Below are 22,029 nucleotides of genomic sequence, written 5' to 3'. Positions count from 1 at the left end.
GGCGGGACGCTTTTTCCGGACCGTATCAGTCGGTTAACGGCGCATTACCGGGCAGGGCCGCCCGGGGCGAGGTAAACCACTGTTCAGGCGCTGACCTTGGCGCCGTACGCGGTCGCGAACTGCACCGCCTGGGCCATGTCGATCTTGGTGCCGTCCAGTCGGAGGCCGTGCAGCGCGACCCCGTCGAGGTCGGCGCCGCGCAGGTCGGTGCCCTTCAGAACGGCGTCCTTGAGCCGGGCGTGCGACAGGTCGGCGCCGCGCAGGTCGGCCCGGGTCAGGTCGGCGCCGGTGAGGTCGGCCTCCCGCAGCCGCAGCCCGCCGAGCTTGGCGGCGGTGAGGTTCTGCCCGCGCAGCGAGACGAAACCCCAGTCGCCGCCGTCGATGGTCAGCGGCCGTAGTCCACAGTCGAGGAACTGCGAGCCGGTGAGTTTGCAACCGGTCACGGTGGCGTCGAAGAACGAGCAGCGCCGCAGCACCGACTGGGTGATCGCGCAGGCGTTCAGCTCGGCGGCGTTGAAGCGCACGTTGCCGAATTCGCAGTGCGTGAACGTGCACCCGGTCAGCTTCGCCTCGGACCAGTCGACGTCGTGGAACGCGCAGTCCTCGTAGTGTGCGCGTTCCACTTCGGCGAGGGCCCAGTCCTGGCCCGCGAACGTCTCGTTCCGGACGACGTCCATCAGTGGTAGAAGTGCCGCGTACCGGTCAGGTAGACGGTCATCCCGGCCTTCGCGGCCGCCTCGATGACCACGTTGTCGCGGATGGAGCCGCCCGGCTGCACGACCGCCTTGACGCCCGCGGCGATCAGCACCTCGAGGCCGTCCGGGAACGGGAAGAACGCGTCGGACGCGGCCACGCTGCCCTTGGCCCGGTCCGCGCCGGCCCGGTTCACCGCGAGGTGCGCCGAGTCGACCCGGTTGACCTGGCCCATGCCCACGCCGACGGTCGCGCCGTCGTGCGCGAGCAGGATCGCGTTGCTCTTCACCGAGCGGATCGCCCGCCAGGCGAAGGCCAGATCCGCGAGCTCCTCGGCGGTGGCCGCCTCGCCGGTGGCCAGCGTCCAGCCCGCCGGGTCGTCGCCCTCGGCGTCGATGCGGTCTGACATCTGCACCAGCACGCCCCCGCCGATCTGCTTGATCTCCGCGGGCGGCGGGTTCCAGGCCGGCGCCACGAGCACGCGCAGGTTCTTCTTCTCGCGGAAGACCGCGAGCGCCTCCTCGGTGAACGACGGCGCGACGATGACCTCGGTGAAGATGCCGTCGAGCTGCTGGGCCAGCTCCACGGTCACCTGCCGGTTGACCGCGATGACCCCGCCGAACGCCGACACCGGGTCACAGGCGTGCGCCTTGCGGTGCGCCTCGGCGACGTCAGCGCCGACCGCGATGCCGCACGGGTTGGCGTGCTTGATGATGGCCACGCAGGGCTCGGTGAAGTCGTTGGCCGAGCGCCAGGCGGCGTCCGCGTCGACATAGTTGTTGTAGGACATCTCCTTGCCGTGCAGCTGCACGGCCTGGGCCAGCCCGGCGGGCGCGTTCGGGTCGAGGTAGAGCGCGGCCTGCTGGTGCGGATTCTCGCCGTAGCGCAGCGCGCTCTCGCGCTTGAGCGCGAGCCCGGCGAACTCCGGCCACTCCGAGGGCGCCAGCGTCGTCGCGCACCAGTTCGCCACCGCCACGTCGTACTCGGCGATGTCGGCGAAGGCGCGAGCGGCGAGCAGCTTGCGCTGCGTCAGCGTGAAACCGCCGTCGCGCAGGGCGTCCAAAATCAACGGGTACGCCGCCACGGCCGTCACCACCGCCACGGACGGATGGTTCTTGGCCGCCGCACGGACCATCGCCGGCCCGCCGATGTCGATCTGCTCGACGCACTGGTCCACGGTCGCGCCGGACGCCACGGTCTCGGTGAACGGGTACAGATTGCTGACCAGCAGGTCGAAGGGCTCGATGGCCAGCTCGGACAGCTGCGCGGCGTGGGTCTCCAGCCGCAGGTCGGCGAGCAGGCCGGCGTGCACCTTGGGGTGCAGCGTCTTGACCCGGCCGTCCAGCGTCTCCGGGAAACCGGTCAGCTCCTCGACCCGGGTCACCGGAACCCCGGCGGCCTCGACGGTCGACGCGGTGGAGCCGGTGGAGACCACCTGCACCCCGGCGGCGTGCAGGGCCTGCGCGAGCTCGACCAGGCCGGTCTTGTCGTACACGCTCAGCAGGGCCCGCTTGATCGGCCGGCGGCCGTCCTCGACGGTCATGGGATGGAGACCTTCCTGTCCGTGATGGTCCAGCCTTCGCGCACCAGCCGGCCGACGTACTCGACCAGCTGCCGGCGCTCGGCTTCCTTGATCCGCTCGGTCAGCGTCTCTTCCGTGTCGTCGTCGAGCACGGGCACGCTGACCTGGGCGATGATCGGGCCGGTGTCGACACCGGCGTCGACGAAGAACAGCGTCGCCCCGGCGATCTTCACGCCGTAGGCGAGGGCGTCGCGCGGGCCGTGGATGCCCGGGAACGACGGCAGCAGCGCGTTGTGGGTGTTGACGTAGCGGTCCCCGAAGGCGGCCAGGAAGTCCTGGCCGACCAGCTTGAGGAAGCCGGCCGAGATGACCAGGTCGGGCTTGTGCTCGGCCACGTGGGCGGTCAGGGCGGCGTCCCAGTCGTCGCGGGTCGGATAGGCCTTGACGGAGTCGACGAACGTCGGCACACCGGCGGCGGCCGCACGGTCGAGCCCGGCGATGCCGTCCCGGTCGGCGCCGACGGCCACGACCTTCGCGCCGTACGCGGGATCCGCGGCGGCGTCGAGGAGGGCCTGCAGGTTGCTGCCGGAGCCGGAGACGAGGACGACCAGGCGGGCGGGCGCGGGGTCTGTCACCCGAGCACCCTATCGCCGTGGCCGCTGACGACGGCAAACGGGTCGTTTCGAGGACAGCGGAAACCGCTGATCATCGGTTAGGCTGCGGGCCGCTCACGTGATGGTCCACGTGCGCCCGGTTTGCACATCACCGCATTGCGCGGATTTATCTGGAGGATTCGCCCGTGACGCCACCGCCCTACTACGGTCAGCAGCCGCCCGCAGCGCCGGGCAACGACAAGGTGACGCTCTGGGGCGTCCTCGGCATCGTCTTCGCCTTCTGCTGCTGGCCCCTCGGCATCGTCTTCGGCGTGCTGAGCCTGCTCGAGGCCCGCAAGGTCGGCAAGAAGCCCACGCTCGCCTACGTGACCTTCGGTGTCATCGTGCTGGCGCTGATCATCAACATCATCCTGGCCGCCACCGGCGCGCTGGGCGACCTCATGTCGTCGAACTCCTGACGATCTGAGCGGCACCACCGCAAGGGCGTCCCGGCACCGGCCGGGGCGCCCTTCGCGCATCCGGCGGGTCTTGGGCCGGGGTCGGCGCAGCGCCGGGCCGGGCGCCCTCCGCGGGTTTGGCCGGGAGCCGGCGCAGCGCCGGGCGCCCTCCGCGGGTTTGGCCGGGGTCGGCGCAGCGCCGGGCGCCCTCCGCGGGTTTTTGGCCGGGGTCGGCGCAGCGCCGGACCGGGCGCCCTCCGCGCGTCCCGGCGGGCTGCCGCCGGAAGCCGGCTCAGCTGCGGGCCGGGGCGCGGAAGGCGCGGCCCGCCGGAAGCCGGCTCAGCTGCGGGCCGGTGCGCGGAACGCGCGGCCCGCCGCCGCGCCGATGCAGGCCGAGACCGTGACCACCATCGTCGCGATCAGGGCGACGTGCCACGGGACCGGGCCGATCTCGGAGAGCCGGCCGTCGCCCAGCGACCCGCCCGACATCCACGACAGCAGGCCCAGCACCAGACCCGCCACCGGGCCGGACAGGGCCGCCGCGCCGAGCACCAGCGACCAGCTCGGCTCGACCGGCGCCGGGTCGCCCGGAGTGCGCCCGTGCACCAGGTGCCCGTCGACCACGTGATGCAGGTTCACCAGCCGGCGGGTCAGCAGCCAGCCGGCCGCCATCGCCGCCAGCACGGGCACCGCCAGCAGTGCCGCGCCACTCGCGCCCATCGGGCCGTCCGGCAGGCCGGCCAGCAGCGGCACGGTCGGCAGCGGGCCGAGGGTCACCTCGGTCACCCGTACGGCGGAGTCGGCGCCCAGCAGGAAACCGGGCCCCAGCAGGTACGCCGCCGACCAGATCACGCCGTTGGCCCCGTACGCCAGGCTGACCAGGGTGATCCCGGCCTGCCCGGCCACCCCGGTCCGGTACGCCGAGATCATGTCCGCCGCCTGTCCCCCGCCGACCGCCACGGACAGGCCCGCGAAGGCAGCCCCGGCCGCCAGCACCAGCAGCGCCGCCACGACGCCCGTGCGCAGGCCGTGGCGCAGCGCCGGTGGGATGCGGCGGGCCGTCACGACCAGTGCGTCGGTGCTGCGCAGCGTGCCGATCAGGGAGAACACCAGTCCGGCGAGGAAGAAGTGGAATGCCGCCCGGCTCGCGGACACTTCGGTGCCCTTGCCGTTGACGAGCACCGCGGCCAGGGCGCCCAGCAGCGCGTACCAGATGCCGATCATGCCCGCGACCAGCAGGGCGACCCGGGGTGAGCCGCTGCGGCGGGCGCCGATGGCGCGGATGACGTGCAGGCCGGCGCGGTTGAGGCGCCAGCCGGCCAGCAGGGTGAGCAGCAGCGGCGCCAGGGCGAGCGGGCCGATCGAGGTGCCGATCGGGACGCCGTGGCCGAGCAGCCAGCCGGCCAGCCCGGCGTGCGCGGCACCGCCCAGGCCACCCTGACCCTCGAGCGTGCGGGCCATGCCGATGACCGCGGCCACCGGCACGTACGACACCAGGGCGGCCCAGCAGGTCGCGAAGGCGGCCGCCACCGGCAGCGGGGCGCGGCCCGGGCCGGGCGGCGGGCGGCGCTGGCCGGGGAGCTTGACCGTCTGGTGGTTGCCCGGACCGATCCGCACGGTGGCGCGGTCGCCCGGGTCGACCCGGACCGTGGGGCGCTCGGGTGCCGACGGGCGCACCGTGACCGTCTCGCGGGCGGCAAGGTGAACGGCCTCGGCGGCCTCGAACTGGTCCTCCGAGCCGGCGGGTCGACCGTCGCGACGGTCGGGGGTGGTCGGCATCGCGGCCTACTTTTCCACGCCGGACGGCCTGCGGCGACGCAGAAACGGCGACGCGCCGCACATCGACCGCCGGAAAGCCCCGCAACCGAACGCCTGTGCGGACCAAGCCGACGGCAAACCACCCGAAACGACCGCTCCCGGGGCCGCAATCCGGCCCGTAAGGGACGCATCGCGACCCGTACGCGGGAAGCGGCCCGCCGCCGAGGACGGTCTCGGTGGCCGGGCGCGGCGGAAAGTCGCCGGACGCGGCAACGCGCCGCGGTCCGGACGTGAACCGTCCGTGCCGCGGCGCGCCTGTGGCCGTACCAATGTCAGCTCATGACCTCGCGCATGAGCCGCGCGGTCTCGCTCGGGGTCTTGCCGACCTTGACGCCGGCGGCCTCGAGGGCCTCCTTCTTGGCGTCGGCGGTGCCGGCCGAGCCGGAGATGATCGCGCCGGCGTGGCCCATGGTCTTGCCGACCGGGGCGGTGAAGCCGGCGATGTAGCCGACGACCGGCTTGGTCACATTCGCCTTGATGAACTCGGCCGCGCGCTCCTCGGCGTCGCCGCCGATCTCACCGATCATCACGATCGCGTCGGTCTCCGGGTCCTCCTGGAAGGCCTTGAGCGCGTCGATGTGGGTGGTGCCGATGATCGGGTCGCCGCCGATGCCGACCGCGGTGGAGAAGCCGATGTCGCGCAGCTCGTACATGAGCTGGTAGGTCAGCGTGCCGCTCTTGCTGACCAGGCCGATGCGGCCGCCGGGGGTGATGTCGGCCGGGATGATGCCGGCGTTGGAGGCGCCCGGCGAGGCGATGCCGGGGCAGTTCGGGCCGATGATCCGGGTCTTCTGACCCTGGGCGATGTTGTGCGCCCAGAACGCGGCCGAGTCCTGCACCGGCACGCCCTCGGTGATCACGACGGCCAGCGGGATCTCGGCGTCGATCGCCTCGAGCACCGCACCCTTGGTGAACGCCGGCGGGACGAAGATGACCGACACGTCGGCGCCGGTCTCCTTCATCGCCTCGCCGACCGACGCGAAGACCGGCAGCGAGGTGCCGTCGAAGTCCACGGTCGTGCCGGCCTTGCGCGGGTTGACACCGCCGACCACGTTGGTGCCCGCGGCGAGCATCCGGCGGGTGTGCTTGGAGCCCTCCGCGCCGGTCATGCCCTGGACGATGACCTTGGAGTCCTTGGTGAGCCAGATAGCCATGTCGTCACTTCCCCGCAGCTGCGAGCTCGGCGGCGCGCTCGGCCGCACCGTCCATCGTGTCCACCCGCTGCACCAGCGGGTTGTTCGCCTGGTCCAGGATCGCGCGCCCGGCCTCGGCGTTGTTGCCGTCGAGGCGGACCACGAGCGGCTTGGTGACGGCCTCGCCGCGCTCACCGAGCAGGGCGAGGGCCTTAATGATGCCGTTGGCCACCTCGTCGCAGGCGGTGATGCCACCGAAGACGTTCACGAAGACCGACTTGACCGCCGGGTCGCCCAGCACGATCTCCAGGCCGTTGGCCATGACCTGGGCGCTGGCGCCGCCGCCGATGTCGAGGAAGTTGGCCGGCTTGACGCCGCCGTGCCCCTCGCCCGCGTACGCGACCACGTCGAGCGTCGACATGACCAGGCCGGCGCCGTTGCCGATGATCCCGACCTCGCCGTCGAGCTTGACGTAGTTGAGGTTCTTGGCCTTGGCCGCCTGCTCCAGCGGGTCGACCGCGGACTGGTCGATCAGCGCCTCGTGGTCCGGGTGCCGGAAGCCGGCGTTCTCGTCGAGGGTGATCTTCGCGTCCAGCAGCAGCACCCGGCCGTCGCCGACCTTGGCGAGCGGGTTGACCTCGACCAGGGTCGCGTCCTCGGCCACGAAGGCCTTCCAGAGCTTCACCGCGATGTCGACGATCTGCTCGGCGACCTCGGCCGGGAACTTGGCGGCGGTGACGATCTCGCGCGCCTTGGCCTCGGTGACACCCTCGTTGGCGTCGATCGCGATCTTGGCGACCCGCTCCGGGTCCTCCTCGGCGACCGTCTCGATCTCCATGCCGCCGGCCACGGAGGCGATGCAGAGGAAGGTGCGGTTGGCCCGGTCGAGCAGGTAGGAGAAGTAGTACTCCTCCTTGATGTCCGCGGTCTCCGCGAGCATCACCTTGTGCACGGTGTGGCTCTTGATGTCCATCCCGAGGATGTCCGTCGCGCGGGCCTCGGCCTCGTCCGCGCCGTCGGCGAGCTTGACGCCGCCGGCCTTGCCGCGGCCGCCGACCTTCACCTGCGCCTTGACCACGACCTTGCCGCCGAGTCGCTCGGCGATCGCGCGGGCCTCCTGCGGGGTCTCGGCGACGCCGCCGCCCAGCACGGGCAGCCCGTGCCGTTCGAACAGGTCGCGCCCCTGATACTCGAACAGGTCCACGTGTCTCCTTTCGCTCGCGACGCTTGCCCCGGCAAGCCGCGTACCCGCGTCCCGACCTGATGTCCGCGGCGCGTCGTTGCGTCGCCGCCAGCGTGAGAGAAATGTCGGCCCTGAGGCCTCATTTCGCAGCCTAGCCACCTCACCACCGGGTGCGCCGCCGCGGGTGCACGGTGTGCAAGACCACACAGCCGCCGGGTTACGTCAACGGCACGCGTCCCGCGGCGAAATAGGCGACGGCCTGCAGGATCTCCTGCTCGCTCTTGTCGGCGAAGTTGAGTGTCGCGGTGAAGCCGGTGCCGAACGCGGCCTGGGTGACCATGGAGTCGAAGGCGGTGAACGCGCCCAGCTTCTGCTCGGCCCGGGGGTCGCGGGGAGCCACGCAGAGCATCTTCTCCATGCTCCAGCGCCGCCGGGAGATCATGCCGATCGCCTCCCAGGGCAGCCAGATGGCCTGGCCCCGGCTCGGCCGGGTCTTGATCCACAGGCCGGCCGGCCCGACCGCGAGCACCGGGCCACCGCCGGCGAGCAGCCAGATCTGCAGGCCGAACAGGCCCACGAAGACAACGGTGATGACGAGGAAGAGCACCAGCAGGGCCGGGCCGTTGTCGGAGCCGATCGCCCCGAGGCCGAGCACACAGCCGAGGAAGGCCATCAGGGCCAGGACGAAGCCGCCGAAGACCAGGACGCGCTTACGGACGCTGGGCCGGACGATGAAGGGCTGGTCGGAGGGGATGCGCGGGACCACGGGGTAGGGCTGCACGGTGCGAGAGGCTACGCGGACCGCGCGAAAAAGTCGTCCCGGGTCGCGTAACCCCGGTTCGGGGGCGTCGTTGAGTGTGATGTCGGAGCGCTGAGCGATGACGAGAGCGGCCGATGCCCTGTCGGTCGAGGGGTGGCGGCGGGGCATCGTGCATAGAGAGGCCGGACGTGTGAGGGGTGCGTCCGGCCTCTCCCTTACTTCTTATTGACTCTTTGCGGTTGTCTGGTCACGCCACCGGCGTGGCCACATTGGCGCGTACCCATTCGATGATGGATGCGGTCGTCGCGCCCGGCGTGAAGATATGGGCCACGCCCATCTTCTCCAGCTCGGTTATGTCGTCGGCCGGAATGATGCCGCCGCCGAATACCACGATGTCGGCCGCATCACGTTCCGCGAGCAGTTCCAGCACCCGCCGGAACAGCGTCATGTGCGCCCCGGAGAGCACCGACAGCCCGATGGCGTCCGCGTCCTCCTGGATGGCGGTCTCGACGATCTGCTCGGGCGTCTGGTGCAGGCCCGTGTAGACGACCTCCATACCGGCGTCCCGCAGCGCGCGGGCCACCACCTTCGCGCCCCTGTCGTGGCCGTCCAGCCCTGGTTTGGCGACGACGACCCTGATCCGTGCTTGCATCTGCGACCCCTTCGGCGCTCACCGGCTGCACTGCCGGCCGAGAAGGAAACTGCCACCTGAACGAACGGTAACCCGGCACGGTTGAACCGAGGAAGCCGCCGCTCCGTACTACCCGCCGGCACCAAGACCATCAGGACACCGCGCGCAAGCACCAATTAACGTATTCCACGTCACATGACTTTGCGTTAGAAGCGTAGTTACGGAGAGCCAACACTCTTTCACCTCAGAATTGCCACCAACTCGGACATTCGCGTCCTAATGCCGACAGCTAACTGTCAGGGAATTGGCGCTGCGACTTGTGACCGGCGTTGCGTTTCGTTACCGTGGCCCACGGCTGTCAACCGGTTAACGCCGGACCGACCGCTCGGCAAACCACCGTTCAGCATCTGTTCCCCGCCCGGTGGCTGCCGCTCTTTGCCACCGACGGAGGGTTGTTCGTGCGTCAGCGCTTGTCGTCTGAGCCCGACCGCTATCGCGGCCGTCGCCGCGTTCCTACCCCTCCGCGCAGCCGCTATGCCGTCGTCGTCACGTCGGCATTCGTCGGCGCCGGGGTGGTCGCCCTGGGAGCCGCCTCGCAGCTCCCGGACGCCAAGGCCGTCAACCCCACGGTCCTGCAGAATCTGGAAGCGGCCTCGTCCGCCGACAACGCCCTGGCCGAGCGCACCGCCGAGGGCGAGCGCGCCTCCCGTGGCGAGGACCGCGAGACCAGCGCCAAGATCTCCGAGGAGCAGGCCGAGGCCGAGGCCTGGCTGCTCCCGCTGAACGACTACCAGTTCACCTCCGCGTACGGCGTCCGTTTCGGCAAGCTGCACGCCGGCATCGACCTGGCGGCGCCCGAGGGCACTCCGTACATGGCCGTGCACGCCGGTGAGGTGACCTCTGCGGGCTACCAGGGCGGCTACGGGTACGCGATCACCATCAAGCACTCCGACGGCACAGAGATGATCTACGCCCACTCCCGGCGGCTGCTGGTGAAGAGCGGCGACAAGGTCAAGGCCGGCCAGGTCATCGGTGAGGTCGGCAACACGGGCTACTCGTACGGCACCCACCTGCACCTCGAGGTGCACGTCAAGGGGGCACCGACCGACCCGATCGTCTTCCTGCGCGAGCACGGCGTCGACATCAAGCTCCGCATCGAGTCGGTGTACGGAGACCTCGCCGCCTCCTGATCCCGCTCCGCCCACCGCCGGACCGCTGTTGGTCCGGCGGTTTTCATGTCCGCAACCGTCCCGCAACCGGGCCGGTTGCACCGGGCGCGCTCCCCTCAAGATCCGCAGGACGGTGCCGACAGGCAGGTGTCGGACACCGAGACCTGGAGGATCACCCCGCCGTGCAGCATCGAGCCAACCGGAACGTCCGCGGCCGCCACCGCAGAACGACGCCGCTGCACAGCCACCGCGCTCCGAGCACCCCGGTCACCGAGAAGGGCCGTTACGCCGTGGCTGCCGCTCTGGTGGCCGGCGTGGGCGTGGCAGGTCTGACGACGGCGACCGACGGCGCGTCGTCCTCCCCGGCGACTACCAAGACCCGCCAGGCCGCCGCGCAGGCAGCCCTGGCCCCCAGCACGCCCGCCCCGACGCCCACGCCCTCGCCGTCCCCCACGGCTACGCCCACCCCGGTCGCCTCGTCCCCGTCCGCCACCGCAGCCGGCGTCCAGCTCGTCGACGAGGGCGTGCCGTTCGTCCCGCAGGCCCGCAAGGAGAAGCCGCTGCCGCTGTGGGTGAACCCGATGCCGGAAGGCGCGACCACCTCCTGCTTCGGCCCGCGCTGGGGCCGCCTGCACGCCGGGGTCGACCTGGCCGCGCCGGACGGCACCCCGATCCGGGCCGCGGGCGCGGGCGTCATCGTGGCCGCCGGACCCGCCGAGGGCTACGGCAACGCCGTGCTGATCGACCACGGCAACGACTACCTCACCCACTACGGGCACATGTCGGTGATCACCACGACCGTCGGGCAGCACGTCGCGGCCGGCGACCAGATCGGCCGCGAGGGCTCGACCGGTCACTCGACCGGCCCGCACCTGCACTTCGAGGTGCACCAGGGCAGCTACAAGAACCCGATCGAGCCGACCGCCTGGATGCGCGAGCACGGCGTCGACATCACCGGCTGCGCCACCCCGGCCGAGGCCGGCTAGATCTTCTCGATCGGGGCGTGCCGCAGGACCAGCCACATGACCTGGTCGCCGAAGTCGATCTGCGCGCGGGCACCGGGACCGTGGCCGTCCACGGTCACCACCCGGCCCAGGCCGTACCGCTGGTGGTTGACCCGGTCGCCGGCCGCCACCTTGGGCGCCTGCTTCATCTCGCTCGCGGTGGTCAGCCTGCTCGCGTCCACGCCGAGGCGCTGGGCGAGCTGCTGCGCCTTCGGGGTGCCGCCGGAGAAGCCGCCGCCACGCCCGCGGTCACCGCCACCACGGCCGCCGACACCGCCGCCGGTGCCCGACCACGACGTGTACGACCCCGCCGTACGCTCCCAGCGCACCAGCTCGCTCGGCAGCTCGTCGGTGAACCGTGAGGGCGGGTTGTACTGGGGCTGACCCCACGCCGACCGGGTCACCGCGCGGGACAGGTAGAGCCGCTGGCGGGCGCGGGTGATGCCGACGTACGCCAGCCGCCGCTCCTCCTCCAGCTCGGTGTTGTCCCCCAGGGCCCGCATGTGCGGGAAGACACCGTCCTCGAGACCGGTGAGGAACACCACCGGGAACTCCAGGCCCTTGGCGGTGTGCAGCGTCATCAGAGTGACCACGCCCTGGTGCTCGGGATCGTCGCTGGGGATCTGGTCGGCGTCGGCGACCAGCGCCACCTGCTCGAGGAAGCCGGCCAGCGTCGCGGCCGGCGCGTCCTCGTCCTCGGCCGCCTGGGCCTCCACCCGCTCGGTGTATTCCCGGGCGACGCTGACGAGCTCCTGGAGGTTCTCCACCCGGCCCTGGTCCTGCGGGTCGAGGCTCTCCTCCAGCTCGGTCAGCAGGCCGGAACGCTGCAACGCGGCCTCCAGCACCTCCTCCGGCGGCGCGGTCAGGGACATCTCCCGCAGGTCGTCGAGGAGCTGGACGAAGTCGGCGATGCTGTTGGCCGCGCGGGTCGAGATGCCGGGGGCGTTCTTCGCACCGCGCAGGGCCTGGCCGAACGAGATCCGGTCGCGGGTGGACAGTGCCTCCACGCACGCCTCGGCCCGGTCACCGATGCCACGGCGGGGGGTGTTGAGCACGCGGCGGATGCTGACCGTGTCGTCGTCGTTGACCACCGCGCGCAGGTAGGCCAGCGCGTCGCGGACCTCCTTGCGCTCGTAGAAGCGCACCCCGCCGACGACCTTGTACGGCAGGCCGACGCGGATGAACACCTCCTCGAAGACGCGGGACTGCGCGTTGGTGCGGTAGAAGACCGCCACGTCACCGGGGCGGACCTCGTGGTTGTCGGTGAGCCGGTCGATCTCGCGGGCCACCCAGTCGGCCTCGGCGTGCTCGGTGTCGGCGACGTACCCGACGATCTGCTCGCCGGCGCCCTGGTCGCTCCAGAGCCGCTTGGGCTTGCGGGAGGTGTTGCGGTCGATGACCGCGTTGGCCGCGGACAGGATGGTCTGAGTGGAGCGGTAGTTCTGCTCCAGCAGGATCGTGCGGGCGTTCGGGTAGTCGCGCTCGAACTCCAGGATGTTGCGGATGGTGGCGCCGCGGAACGCGTAGATCGACTGGTCGGCGTCGCCCACCACGCACAGCTCGGCCGGCTCGATCTCGCCCTCGGCCGGCCCGACCAGCTCCTTGACCAGCATGTACTGGGCGTGGTTGGTGTCCTGGTACTCGTCGACCATCACGTGCCGGAAGCGGCGGCGGTAGGCCTCCGCGACGTGCGGGTGCGACTGCAGCAGGTGCACGGTCGCCATGATGATGTCGTCGAAGTCGAGGGCGTGCGCCTCCTTGAGGCGGCGCTGATACAGCACGTACGCCTCGGCGACGGCCCGCTCGTTGGGGCCCTTCGCCCGGTCCTTGAACTCCTCGGGCTCGACCAGCTCGTTCTTCAGGTTGGAGACCTGGGCGGCCAGGCCGCGGGCCGTGTATCGCTTCGGGTCCAGGTCGAGCTCGCGGGCGACGAGCTGCATCAGCCGCCGCGAGTCGTCCGCGTCGTAGATGGAGAAGGTGCTCTTCAGCCCGGCGTGCTCGTGCTCGGCCCGCAGGATGCGCACGCAGGCGGAGTGGAAGGTCGACACCCACATCAGCCGGGCCCGGGGACCGACGAGGGCGGCGACCCGCTCCTTCATCTCCCCGGCGGCCTTGTTGGTGAAGGTGATCGCGATGATCTGGCCGGGATGCACGTCCCGCGCGGCCAGCAGGTAGGCGATCCGGTGGGTCAGCACCCGGGTCTTGCCCGAACCCGCACCGGCGACGATCAGCAACGGTGACCCGGCGTGGGTCACCGCGTCGCGCTGCGGCCCGTTGAGCCCGTCGAGCAGCGTCTCCGGATCCGTCCGCCGGGCCGGCTGTCGCCTGGGCGGGGCCTGCTGACCAGGGGTTTTCCCCTCCTGGACAGGCGGCATCGTAAACAGGGGCTGGGAGTTTTCCGGAAGGGCTCGCATCGCCGGACAAGTCTATGCCGCACCCCCGACAATCTTTCGAGGCAGTCCACAGCCCCGCGCCGCAACCAAGCTGTCATCCCCAGCCCGTAGCGCTGACCAGCGTCGATGCAGCAGGCTGTCAGGCGTTGGTTGCTCCGTTACCCGACCGGGAGACCGAATACTATGGACCACCCCCGCCGCCGCGGCTGGGCCGTGCTGCGTCATCTCGCCGTACCGGCCCTCGCTCTGGCCGTCGTCGCCACCCTGCCGACGACGAAGCCCGACGCAGCACCGGCCACCACGCCCGTCGCCCAGTACCTGCCGGGCATGGCCCCGGCCAGCGTGTCCTACGGACTGTCCGGCAAGACGGTCAAGGGCCAGTTCCTCAGCTACAACGACTTCCACGGCGCCATCGACCCGCCCGCCGGCAGCGGCGCGGTCGTCAACGGCACACCGGCCGGCGGCGTCGAATACCTCGCGACCTACCTGCGCAAGCTGCGCGCCGACGCCGCCGCCGAGGGCCGCAAGACCCTCACCGTCGGCGCCGGCGACCTGATCGGCGCGACGCCGCTGGTCAGCGCCGCCTTCCACGACGAGCCGACGATCGAGCTGATGAACGAGGTCGGCCTGCAGGTCAGCTCCGTGGGCAACCACGAGTTCGACGAGGGCGTCGACGAGCTGATCCGGATGCAGCGCGGTGGCTGTCACCCCAAGGACGGCTGCCAGGACGGCGACGGCTTCGGCGGCGCCGACTTCACCTACCTCGCGGCGAACACCATCAACAAGAGGACCGGCCTGCCGATCCTCCCGCCGATCGACATCAAGTTCGTCAACGGCGTGCCGGTCGGCTTCGTCGGGCTCACTCTGGAGGGCACCGCCGGCATCGTGAACCCGGCCGGCATCCAGAACGTGCGCTTCGCGAACGAGGTCGAGACGGCCAACAAGTGGGGTGACCTGCTCAAGCTGTTCGGCGTCAAGGCGCAGGTGCTGCTCGTGCACCAGGGCGGCCAGCAGAACGTCTCCGAGCAGGTCCCGGTCCCCGGCGTCTCGGACTGCAACGCCTTCTCCGGGCCCATCGTGCCGATCGTCGCGGGCCTCAACCCCGAGTTCCGGCTGGTGGTCTCCGGCCACACCCACCGCTTCTACACCTGCACACTGCCGAACTCCGCCGGCACCTCGGTGGTGACCAGCGCCGGCACCAACGGCCAGCTGATCACCGACATCGACTACGCGATCGACCGGCGCAGCGGCCGGTTCGCCGACATCACCGCCAAGAACGTGGTGGTGGAGAACGGCGTCTCCGACGGCAAGGGCGGCTGGCTCAAGGACGCCGCCGGCGTCTTCCTGAAGAACCCGGACACGGTCGACCCGAACGCCAAGAAGGTCGCGGACAAGTACCGCACCGCGGTGGCCCCGATCGCCAACCGGGTCGTCGGCACCATCACCGGCGACATCACCCGTACGGCCGGCGCCAACGGCGAGTCGGCCCTCGGTGACGTGATCGCGGACGCCCAGCTGGCCTGGACCAGGACCAACGCCAACGCGCAGATCGCGCTGATGAACCCGGGCGGCATCCGGGCCGACTTCGACGCCGAGGCGTCGGCCGGCGGCGAGGCCATCGGCCAGGTGACCTACGGCGAGGCGTTCACCGTCCAGCCGTTCAACAACCTGGTGGTCACCCAGACCCTCACCGGCGCGCAGCTCAAGAACGTGCTGGAGCAGCAGTTCGTCGGCTTCGGCGGGCAGACCACCCAGCGCATCCTGCAGGTGTCGGCGGGCTTCTCCTACTCGTGGGACAGCACCGCCCCGGCGGGCTCGAAGGTGAGCGCGCTGGCCCTCAACGGCACCCCGATCGACCCGGCCGCCAACTACCAGGTCACCACGAACGACTTCCTGGCCAACGGCGGTGACGGCTTCACCAATCTGACGCTGGGCACGGGCCGCACCACGGCACCGGGCTTCGACGTCGACGCCCTGATCGGCTACCTCGGCGCGGGCACCCCGGTCGCGCCCGGCCCGGCCAACCGGATCACCAAGATCGGCTGATCGGGCGCGTCCCACGGTTCGGGCCGTTTCCTTGCGGAGCGGCCCGAGCCGGGTACATACTCGCTTCGTGATCCAGCAGACGCGATTTTTTTACTACGGACCCGGAGCTCCGGCGACCGTAGGACGCGTCTGAACGACAGACCTACATCAAGCCCCGGGCTCCCGAGCCCGGGGCTTGATGCTGCCCGGGCCGGGCCGACCGGGACGTCAGCACCCGAGGAGCACGACATGAGCGCAGACCTGATGGACCAGCAGACCGGCGCCGGCGCCGAACCCGCCGCGGAGGAGATCAAGGCGATCCGCGAGCGGATCGACGAGATCGACCAGGCGCTGATCGACCTGTGGCTGGAACGTTCCCGCCTGTCCCAGCACGTCGGCCGCACCCGGATGGCCTCGGGCGGCACCCGGCTGGTCCTGTCCCGCGAGCGGGAGATCGTCGAGCGCTTCCGCGAGGCGCTCGGCCCGGACGGCACCCAGGTGGCGTTGCTGCTGCTGCGGGCGGGCCGCGGACCGCTCTGACGGAAGCGGGCGTCCCCCACAACGAAGCGCGCCGCCGTAGCCCTCGGCAGAGGACCACGGCGGCGCGGCTGGGTTGGTTCGTCGGTGGGCTGAGCCGGGTCAGAGCGTCCCGGCCTCGTGGGTCACCACGATCTCGCGCTCCTCGGCGAAGTGGCAGGCACTCGGGTGATCCGTGCCCGGCCGCTCCACCAGCTCCGGAACCTGCTCGGCGCAGATGTCCTGCGCCTTCCAGCACCGCGTGCGGAACCGGCATCCCGACGGCGGATTCGCCGGGCTCGGCACGTCGCCGGTGAGCCGGATGATCGCCTTCGTGCTGCGGCTGTTCGGGTCCGGCACCGGCACCGCGGACAGCAGAGCCTGCGTGTACGGGTGCGTCGGCCGCTCGTAGATCTCGTCCTCGGTGCCGATCTCGACGATCTTGCCGAGGTACATCACCGCGACGCGGTCGGACAAGTGCCGCACCACCGACAGGTCGTGGGCGATGAAGATGTACGCCAGGCCCAGCTCCTTCTGGAGGCTGTCCAGCAGGTTCATCACCTGGGCCTGGATCGACACGTCCAGCGCGCTGACCGGCTCGTCGCAGACGATGATCTCCGGCCGCAGCGCGAGCGCCCGGGCGATGCCGATGCGCTGGCGCTGACCACCGGAGAACTGGTGCGGGTAACGGTTGATGTGCTCGGGATTGAGCCCGACCACCTCCAGCAGCTCCTGCACCTTCTTGCGACGACTGCCCTTGGGCGCGACGTCGGTGTGGATCTCGAACGGCTCCCCGATCAGGTCACCGACCGTCATCCGGGGGTTGAGCGAGGTGTACGGGTCCTGCATGACGAGCTGGATCTGCCGCCGCAGCTTGCGCATCTCGCCACCGCCCATCGTGAACATGTCACGACCGCGGTACTCGACCGAGCCGGCGGTGGGCCGTTCGAGATTCATCAGCACCCGGGCGAGCGTCGACTTGCCGCAGCCCGACTCGCCCACGATGCCCAGCGTCTCGCCCTGCTTGAGGCTGAACGACACGCCGTCCACGGCCTGGACCTGGCCGATGGTCTTGCGGAAAACCACGCCCCGGGTGACCGGATAGTGCTTGACGACGTTCTTGGCCTCGAGAATGGTCTCACTCACCGCGCAGAACCTCCTCGGCGAAGTGGCAGGCACTGCCCCGCGCCGGTGCGACCACGCGCAGTGGGGGCACCTTCTCGACGCAGACGGGCTGCGCCTTGGGGCAGCGGGGGTGGAACGGACAGCCCGGCGGGATCCGCATCAGGTTCGGCGGCAGCCCCTTGATGGTGCGGAGCTCCTGGCCCTTCTCGTCGATCCGGGGGATCGAGTTGAGCAGACCCACGGTGTACGGGTGCGCCGGCCGCGCGTACAGGTCGTGCACGTTGGCTTCCTCGACGATGCGGCCGGCGTACATGACCGCGATGCGGTCGGCCACGTCGGCCACGACGCCCAGGTCGTGCGTGATCAGGATGAGCCCCATCTGCCGCTCACGCTGCAGGTCGGCCAGCAGGTCCATGATCTGGGCCTGCACGGTCACGTCCAGCGCGGTGGTCGGCTCGTCGGCGATGAGCACCTCGGGGTCGAGGGCCAGCGACATCGCGATCATGACGCGCTGGCGCATGCCACCGGAGAACTGGTGCGGGAACTCGGTGACCCGCTGCTTCGCGTTGGGGATCTTGACCTGGTCCAGCAGCTCGATCGCCCGCTTCTTGGCATCGGCGCGGCTCATCCCCTTGCGGATGCGGAACTGCTCGCCGATCTGGAAGCCCACGGTGAAGACCGGATTGAGAGCCGACAGCGCGTCCTGGAACACCATGGCGATGCCATGGCCGCGGATCTTGCGCCGGCCCTCCTCCGACATGCTCAGCATGTCCTTGCCGTGGAAGCGGATCTGACCGCCGGAGACGTGCCCCGGCGGCTGGTCCAGGATGCCCATGATGGTCTGGGCGGTCACGCTCTTGCCGGAACCCGACTCGCCGAGCACCGCCAGCGTCTCGCCGGCGTCGACGTGGAACGAGACGCCGTTGATGGCCTTGGCGATGCCGTCGCGGGTGCGGAACTCGACGTGCAGATCCTCGACCTCGAGGAGCCGGCCGCTGGGACGGCCGGTCTTCGAGAACTCGGGATCAGTGATGACAACTTCGGACACGGTGGCTCCTACCGCATTTTCGGGTCGAGGGCCTCGCGCACGGCCTCGCCCAGCATCACGAAGCTGAGCACGGCGGTCACGAGGAAGGCGGCGGGGAACAGCAGCAGATACAGCGAGACGCGGATGTAGTTCTGGGACTCGTTGATCATGACGCCCCAGGACACCACCGGCGACTGCAGACCCACGCCGAGGAACGACAGCGTCGCCTCCGCACCGATGAAGGAACCCACCAGGATCGTGGAGTAGACCAGGAGCGGGGCCAGGCAGTTCGGGATCAGGTGCTTGAACACGATCCGCAGGTTGCTGGCGCCCAGGGCCCGGGCCGCCACGATGTAGTCCGCCTCCTTGGTGGCCAGCACCGAGGACCGCATGATCCGCATCGACACCGGCCAGCTCAGCAGGACCAGCGACACGACCACCAGCATGATGATCTCGAACTCGCCGCGGTTGGCCCCCGGCGGGTTGAACGTGAACAGGATGACGATCGCGCCGAGCACGAACGGCAGACCGAAGAAGATGTCCGCGACCCGGGACAGGATCGTGTCGAACCAGCCGCCGCGGAAGCCGGCGATCACACCGACCAGGCCGCCGATCAGCACGGTGCCGAGGGTCGACAGCACCGCCACGAGGATCGACGCGCGGGCGCCGTAGATGACCCGGGCATACACGTCCTGGCCCTGCACGTCGTAGCCGAACCACGCGTCGGCAGACGGGCCGACGCGGCTGCGGGACAGAGTGCCGTAGCTGGGATCGGCCGACGTGAACAGGGACGGGAAGGCCGCCATCACCAGGAAGAGCGCGATGAAGAACGCGGAGATCCAGAACAGCGGCTTGCGGCGCAGGTCGCGCCACGCGTCGCCGAGAAGGCCGCGGGGCTTGTCGGCCCGCTGATTTTCCGGCAGTCCCGCGTCCGTGGGGGCGGTGGCCCCCGGCGCAGTGGGTTGCTCGGCTCGTGGCGTGGTGACCATCGAGCTCATGGTCGGATCACTCATAGCGGATCCTCGGGTCCAGGAGGGCGTACAGCATGTCGACCAGCAGGTTCATCACCAGGTAGACGAGCACCAGGATGACGACGATGGAGACCACCGTAGCGCCTTCCTTGGTCACGATGGCCCGGTAGACTTCCCGGCCGATTCCGTTGATGCCGAAGATGCCCTCGGTGACGATGGCGCCACCCATCAGGGCACCGAGGTCGGTGCCGAGATACGTGACGACCGGGATCAACGAGTTGCGCAGCAGGTGCACCCCGACCACCCGCCGCATCGGCAGGCCCTTCGCGATGGCAGTCCGCACGTAGTCGGCACTCCGGTTCTCCGCGATGCTCGTGCGCGCCAGGCGCGCGATGTACGCCATCGACACGCTGCCCAGCACGAAGCCGGGGATGAGCAGCTCGGTGAACGATGGCGGGTTGGAGACCGTGGGCTTGATGACGCCCCATTGGACGCCGAACAGGTACTGCAGCACGAAGCCGGTGACGAACGTCGGCAGCGCGATGAGGAACAGCGTGGAGACCAGGACCAGGTTGTCCAGGAAGCCGTTGCGCCGGAGACCGGTCAGCACACCGGCGGTGAGGCCGATGATCGCCTCCACCGCCAGGGCGACGATGGCCAGCTTGATGGTGTTCGGGTACGCCGCGGCGATGAGGTCGTTGATCGAGCGACCGCCGAACGTCTCGCCGAAGTCGCCCTGCAGGAGGTTCTGCATGTACGTGAAGTACTGCACGTACAGCGGCTTGTCGAGGTTGAACTTCTCCGTCATGACCTGGATGTAGTTCGCAGGACACGGACGGTCGCCACACTTGCCCGCAAAGGGATCGCCAGGGACGGACCAGACGAGCCAGTAGATGAGAAAGGTGGTTCCGATGAAAACGGGGACTAGCTGTAGTAGCCGTCTGACGACGTAACGGCCCATAGGTCCTCCCAGAGACGGGCGCTTGTGGCGCCCCGTGCGGATGTGGGCGCTCGTGTTGCCCAGTGTGTACCAGCAGGCGTCATGACGCCTCTCACAGACCGACTCAGGTCCGGCTCCCTGAGTGCGGAGCCGGACCTGAGACTGGAAAGCTGCGCCTACGCCATCTCGACCGAAGAGAGGTCGATCTCGCCGACGTTGGTGGTGTCGACGTTCTTCACCTTGTCGGAGGTGCCCGACTGCTGGTTCGAGAAGTAGATCGGCATGGTCGGCACGTCCTGGTCGATCAGCTTCACCGCCTCCGCGAACTTGGCGTGCGCCGCTTCGACGTCGGCCGCCGCGGTGCCCTCCTTGTAGAGCGCGTCCACCTTCGGGTTGCTGTAGCTACCGTCGTTCGACGAGCCGCCGGTCACGTACAGCGGACCGATCCAGTTCTCGACGTCCGGGTAGTCCTGCTGCCAACCGGCGCGGTACGGGCCCTTCATCTGCTTGGCGTTGATGCCCTGGCGGAAGACGGCGAAGGTCGGGATGCCCTCGGCGCGGACATTGATGCCCAGCACGTTCTTGATGCTCTGCGCGACGGCCTCCATCCACTCCTTGTGGCTGGCGTCCGCGTTGTAGTACAGCACCATCTCACCGGTGAAGCCGCCGGCCTTGGCCAGGTCGGCCTTGGCGCCCTCGGGGTCGAACTTGCACGCGGTGCAGTTGCCGGCCTGGTTGCCCGGGGTCAGCGGGTTGGCCCAGCTGTCCGCGGGGGTCCGGGAGTTGAAGAAGATCTTCTCGGTGATCTCCTGGCGGTTGATCGCCTTGGAGATCGCCCGGCGCAGGTCCACGTTCTGGAAGCGCTTGTCGTAGAACGGGAAGGCGATGATGCCCGTGACCGGGGTGGGCACGTTGAGCGCGCGGTCACCGAGGTCGGACTTCCACTTGTCACCGGCGAGCGCCGAGACCGGGATCTGCTGCTGGAAGTCGAGGTTGCCCGACTGGAGGTCGGCGTACGCGGCCGTGTCCTCCTGGTACATCTTGACCGTGACGTCCTTGATCTTGACCTTGTCGTCGAGCGTGTAGTCGTCGAACCGGGTCAGCTTGATCTCGACGTTGTCGGTCCAGGAGACGAACTTCACCGGGCCGTTGCCGATCGGCTTCTTGCCGAACTCCTCGGCCTTCTGGGTGAAGAAGACGTCCGGCAGCGGCATGAAGGCGCTGTAGCCGAGCTTCGTCGGGAAGATCGAGAAGGGCGTGGCCAGCGTGACGGTGAAGTTGTAGTCGTCGACAACCTTCAGGCCGGACATGGTCTTGGCCTTGGGCTCCGGCGCCTTCTTCGGGCCGTCGTCATCCGGGTCGGCCGTGTTGACGTCCGTGAAGCCCGCGATGTCGCTGAAGAAGCTGGAGTTCTGCGCACCGTTGGGCGAGTACGCCGCCCAGTTCCAGGCGTCGACGAAGTTCTTCGCCTTGACCTCGGTGCCGTCGTGGAACTTGGTGCCCTGCTTCAGGGTGATGGTGTAGACCTTGGAGTCGGTCGTCTTGATCGACTGGGCCACGGCGTTGACCGGGGCGCTGCCGTCGTTGGGGTAGCTGACCAGACCGGTCCACATGAAGTCGATGATCTTGCCGCCACCGGTTTCGGTGGTGCTGGCCGGGATCAGGCCGACCTCTGGCTGGGTGCCGTCGATGGTGATGGCACCGTTCGCTGTATCGCCGCCGGCATTGTCGGTGTCGCTGTCGTCGCCACCGCTGCATCCGGCCGCCACGAGCGCAACGGCCGCGGTCATAGCGACCAGCCTCGCCCGCTTCGAGACTCTCATGGTTGGGGGCCTCCTCTTGTGCATATCTGGTGATCACGTCTGGATCACCCGCCTGCTCGCAGCCCCCGATCGGCGGTCGCCGATCTGGTGCGGCAGGAAGTCGGAACTTCTGACACCTCGATACATCGCCTGTCAACCACGACGGCCGAACGACGACAGCCCCGGAGCCCGCGCACAGTGCACCGCCGTCGACAGCGTTCTACTTGAGCTCCCGGCGGCTCACCACAGGCGCGTGAGGCCGAAGC

19 protein-coding genes are annotated in these 22,029 nt (G+C 69.8%); 5 read left to right on the top strand and 14 right to left on the bottom strand.

Annotated features, from left to right (window positions below; translation table 11 throughout):
- Positions 1 to 83: 83 nt before the first annotated feature.
- From ACZ6S4_RS38210 to purN, 3 genes are read right to left on the bottom strand one after another with little or no spacing between them, the layout of a single operon-like run.
- Positions 84 to 677, bottom strand: a complete 594-nt coding sequence (locus ACZ6S4_RS38210; protein ID WP_433725019.1) for a pentapeptide repeat-containing protein — start codon at positions 675 to 677, stop codon at positions 84 to 86.
- Positions 677 to 2,236 carry a bifunctional phosphoribosylaminoimidazolecarboxamide formyltransferase/IMP cyclohydrolase gene (gene purH, locus ACZ6S4_RS38205; protein WP_465479569.1) on the bottom strand — a complete coding sequence of 520 codons (1,560 nt, stop codon included), beginning with the start codon at positions 2,234 to 2,236 and terminating at the stop codon, positions 677 to 679. Before purH ends, ACZ6S4_RS38210 begins: the two co-directional genes overlap by 1 nt.
- Positions 2,233 to 2,850, bottom strand: coding sequence for a phosphoribosylglycinamide formyltransferase (gene purN / locus ACZ6S4_RS38200; protein WP_465479568.1), 618 nt, complete (start codon positions 2,848 to 2,850; stop codon positions 2,233 to 2,235). Before purN ends, purH begins: the two co-directional genes overlap by 4 nt.
- Positions 2,851 to 3,014: 164 nt before the next feature.
- Between purN and ACZ6S4_RS38195 the strand changes: the two genes are divergently transcribed.
- Positions 3,015 to 3,287 carry a DUF4190 domain-containing protein gene (locus tag ACZ6S4_RS38195; RefSeq protein WP_433725015.1) on the top strand — a complete coding sequence of 91 codons (273 nt, stop codon included), beginning with the start codon at positions 3,015 to 3,017 and terminating at the stop codon, positions 3,285 to 3,287.
- A gap of 318 nt (positions 3,288 to 3,605) precedes the next feature.
- Here the strand turns inward: ACZ6S4_RS38195 and ACZ6S4_RS38190 are convergent, their stop codons facing one another.
- The 5 genes from ACZ6S4_RS38190 to ACZ6S4_RS38170 form a co-directional block, all read right to left on the bottom strand.
- On the bottom strand, positions 3,606 to 5,045 hold the full coding sequence (locus ACZ6S4_RS38190; protein ID WP_465479567.1) for a cell division protein PerM: 1,440 nt from the start codon (positions 5,043 to 5,045) through the stop codon (positions 3,606 to 3,608).
- 311 nt (positions 5,046 to 5,356) lie between these two features.
- Entirely contained in the window at positions 5,357 to 6,238 is an 882-nt protein-coding gene (gene sucD, locus ACZ6S4_RS38185; protein WP_360556004.1) for a succinate--CoA ligase subunit alpha, read from the bottom strand.
- 4 nt (positions 6,239 to 6,242) lie between these two features.
- The gene (gene sucC / locus ACZ6S4_RS38180) at positions 6,243 to 7,421 is read right to left on the bottom strand and encodes an ADP-forming succinate--CoA ligase subunit beta (protein ID WP_465479566.1); all 1,179 of its coding nucleotides are present in this window, start codon (positions 7,419 to 7,421) and stop codon (positions 6,243 to 6,245) included.
- A gap of 196 nt (positions 7,422 to 7,617) precedes the next feature.
- A complete protein-coding gene (locus tag ACZ6S4_RS38175; protein ID WP_465479565.1) occupies positions 7,618 to 8,181 on the bottom strand; it encodes a hypothetical protein in 564 nt (187 codons plus the stop codon).
- A gap of 226 nt (positions 8,182 to 8,407) precedes the next feature.
- Positions 8,408 to 8,812: a cobalamin B12-binding domain-containing protein gene (locus ACZ6S4_RS38170; protein WP_451914831.1), complete on the bottom strand. Its 405-nt coding sequence runs from the start codon at positions 8,810 to 8,812 to the stop codon at positions 8,408 to 8,410.
- 437 nt (positions 8,813 to 9,249) lie between these two features.
- On the opposite strand from ACZ6S4_RS38170, the gene ACZ6S4_RS38165 reads away from it, so the two are divergent.
- Entirely contained in the window at positions 9,250 to 9,981 is a 732-nt protein-coding gene (locus tag ACZ6S4_RS38165; protein WP_465479564.1) for a M23 family metallopeptidase, read from the top strand.
- 161 nt (positions 9,982 to 10,142) lie between these two features.
- Positions 10,143 to 10,946: a M23 family metallopeptidase gene (locus ACZ6S4_RS38160; RefSeq protein ID WP_465479563.1), complete on the top strand. Its 804-nt coding sequence runs from the start codon at positions 10,143 to 10,145 to the stop codon at positions 10,944 to 10,946.
- Here ACZ6S4_RS38160 and pcrA read toward each other — a convergent pair.
- Positions 10,943 to 13,339 carry a DNA helicase PcrA gene (gene pcrA / locus ACZ6S4_RS38155; protein ID WP_465479562.1) on the bottom strand — a complete coding sequence of 799 codons (2,397 nt, stop codon included), beginning with the start codon at positions 13,337 to 13,339 and terminating at the stop codon, positions 10,943 to 10,945. The two genes, ACZ6S4_RS38160 and pcrA, sit on opposite strands and share 4 nt — an antisense overlap.
- A gap of 201 nt (positions 13,340 to 13,540) precedes the next feature.
- Here pcrA and ACZ6S4_RS38150 point away from each other — a divergent pair, with 201 nt between their 5' ends.
- Positions 13,541 to 15,403 carry a bifunctional metallophosphatase/5'-nucleotidase gene (locus ACZ6S4_RS38150; protein ID WP_465479561.1) on the top strand — a complete coding sequence of 621 codons (1,863 nt, stop codon included), beginning with the start codon at positions 13,541 to 13,543 and terminating at the stop codon, positions 15,401 to 15,403.
- 228 nt (positions 15,404 to 15,631) lie between these two features.
- On the top strand, positions 15,632 to 15,922 hold the full coding sequence (locus ACZ6S4_RS38145) for a chorismate mutase (protein WP_203773738.1): 291 nt from the start codon (positions 15,632 to 15,634) through the stop codon (positions 15,920 to 15,922).
- Between the two features lie 99 nt (positions 15,923 to 16,021).
- On the opposite strand, the gene ACZ6S4_RS38140 is transcribed toward ACZ6S4_RS38145, so the two are convergent.
- The 5 genes from ACZ6S4_RS38140 to ACZ6S4_RS38120 form a co-directional block, all read right to left on the bottom strand.
- Positions 16,022 to 17,044: an ABC transporter ATP-binding protein gene (locus tag ACZ6S4_RS38140; RefSeq protein WP_465479560.1), complete on the bottom strand. Its 1,023-nt coding sequence runs from the start codon at positions 17,042 to 17,044 to the stop codon at positions 16,022 to 16,024.
- Entirely contained in the window at positions 17,037 to 18,071 is a 1,035-nt protein-coding gene (locus tag ACZ6S4_RS38135; protein ID WP_465479559.1) for an ABC transporter ATP-binding protein, read from the bottom strand. Before ACZ6S4_RS38135 ends, ACZ6S4_RS38140 begins: the two co-directional genes overlap by 8 nt.
- Before the next feature lie 8 nt (positions 18,072 to 18,079).
- Entirely contained in the window at positions 18,080 to 19,048 is a 969-nt protein-coding gene (locus tag ACZ6S4_RS38130) for an ABC transporter permease (protein WP_465479635.1), read from the bottom strand.
- Between the two features lie 7 nt (positions 19,049 to 19,055).
- Positions 19,056 to 19,982: an ABC transporter permease gene (locus ACZ6S4_RS38125; protein WP_465479558.1), complete on the bottom strand. Its 927-nt coding sequence runs from the start codon at positions 19,980 to 19,982 to the stop codon at positions 19,056 to 19,058.
- A gap of 155 nt (positions 19,983 to 20,137) precedes the next feature.
- Complete coding sequence (locus tag ACZ6S4_RS38120; RefSeq protein WP_465479557.1) at positions 20,138 to 21,751, bottom strand: peptide ABC transporter substrate-binding protein; 1,614 nt, start codon at positions 21,749 to 21,751, stop codon at positions 20,138 to 20,140.
- Between the last annotated feature and the right edge of the window lie 278 nt (positions 21,752 to 22,029).

The sequence above is a fragment of the Actinoplanes sp. NPDC051405 genome (genome assembly GCF_055586185.1).
The sequence above is the reverse complement of the archived record's forward strand: the minus strand, read 5'-3'. Positions and strand labels throughout refer to the sequence as shown.

Coding starts and splice junctions, on each gene's coding strand:
- ACZ6S4_RS38170 (WP_451914831.1), bottom strand. CDS start 8,812: ATGCAAGCACGGATCAGGGTCGTCGTCGCCAAACCAGGGCTGGACGGC.
- sucD (WP_360556004.1), bottom strand. CDS start 6,238: ATGGCTATCTGGCTCACCAAGGACTCCAAGGTCATCGTCCAGGGCATG.
- ACZ6S4_RS38130 (WP_465479635.1), bottom strand. CDS start 19,048: ATGAGCTCGATGGTCACCACGCCACGAGCCGAGCAACCCACTGCGCCG.
- ACZ6S4_RS38150 (WP_465479561.1), top strand. CDS start 13,541: ATGGACCACCCCCGCCGCCGCGGCTGGGCCGTGCTGCGTCATCTCGCC.
- ACZ6S4_RS38210 (WP_433725019.1), bottom strand. CDS start 677: ATGGACGTCGTCCGGAACGAGACGTTCGCGGGCCAGGACTGGGCCCTC.
- ACZ6S4_RS38125 (WP_465479558.1), bottom strand. CDS start 19,982: ATGGGCCGTTACGTCGTCAGACGGCTACTACAGCTAGTCCCCGTTTTC.
- pcrA (WP_465479562.1), bottom strand. CDS start 13,339: ATGCCGCCTGTCCAGGAGGGGAAAACCCCTGGTCAGCAGGCCCCGCCC.
- purH (WP_465479569.1), bottom strand. CDS start 2,236: ATGACCGTCGAGGACGGCCGCCGGCCGATCAAGCGGGCCCTGCTGAGC.
- ACZ6S4_RS38145 (WP_203773738.1), top strand. CDS start 15,632: ATGAGCGCAGACCTGATGGACCAGCAGACCGGCGCCGGCGCCGAACCC.
- ACZ6S4_RS38120 (WP_465479557.1), bottom strand. CDS start 21,751: ATGACCGCGGCCGTTGCGCTCGTGGCGGCCGGATGCAGCGGTGGCGAC.
- ACZ6S4_RS38190 (WP_465479567.1), bottom strand. CDS start 5,045: ATGCCGACCACCCCCGACCGTCGCGACGGTCGACCCGCCGGCTCGGAG.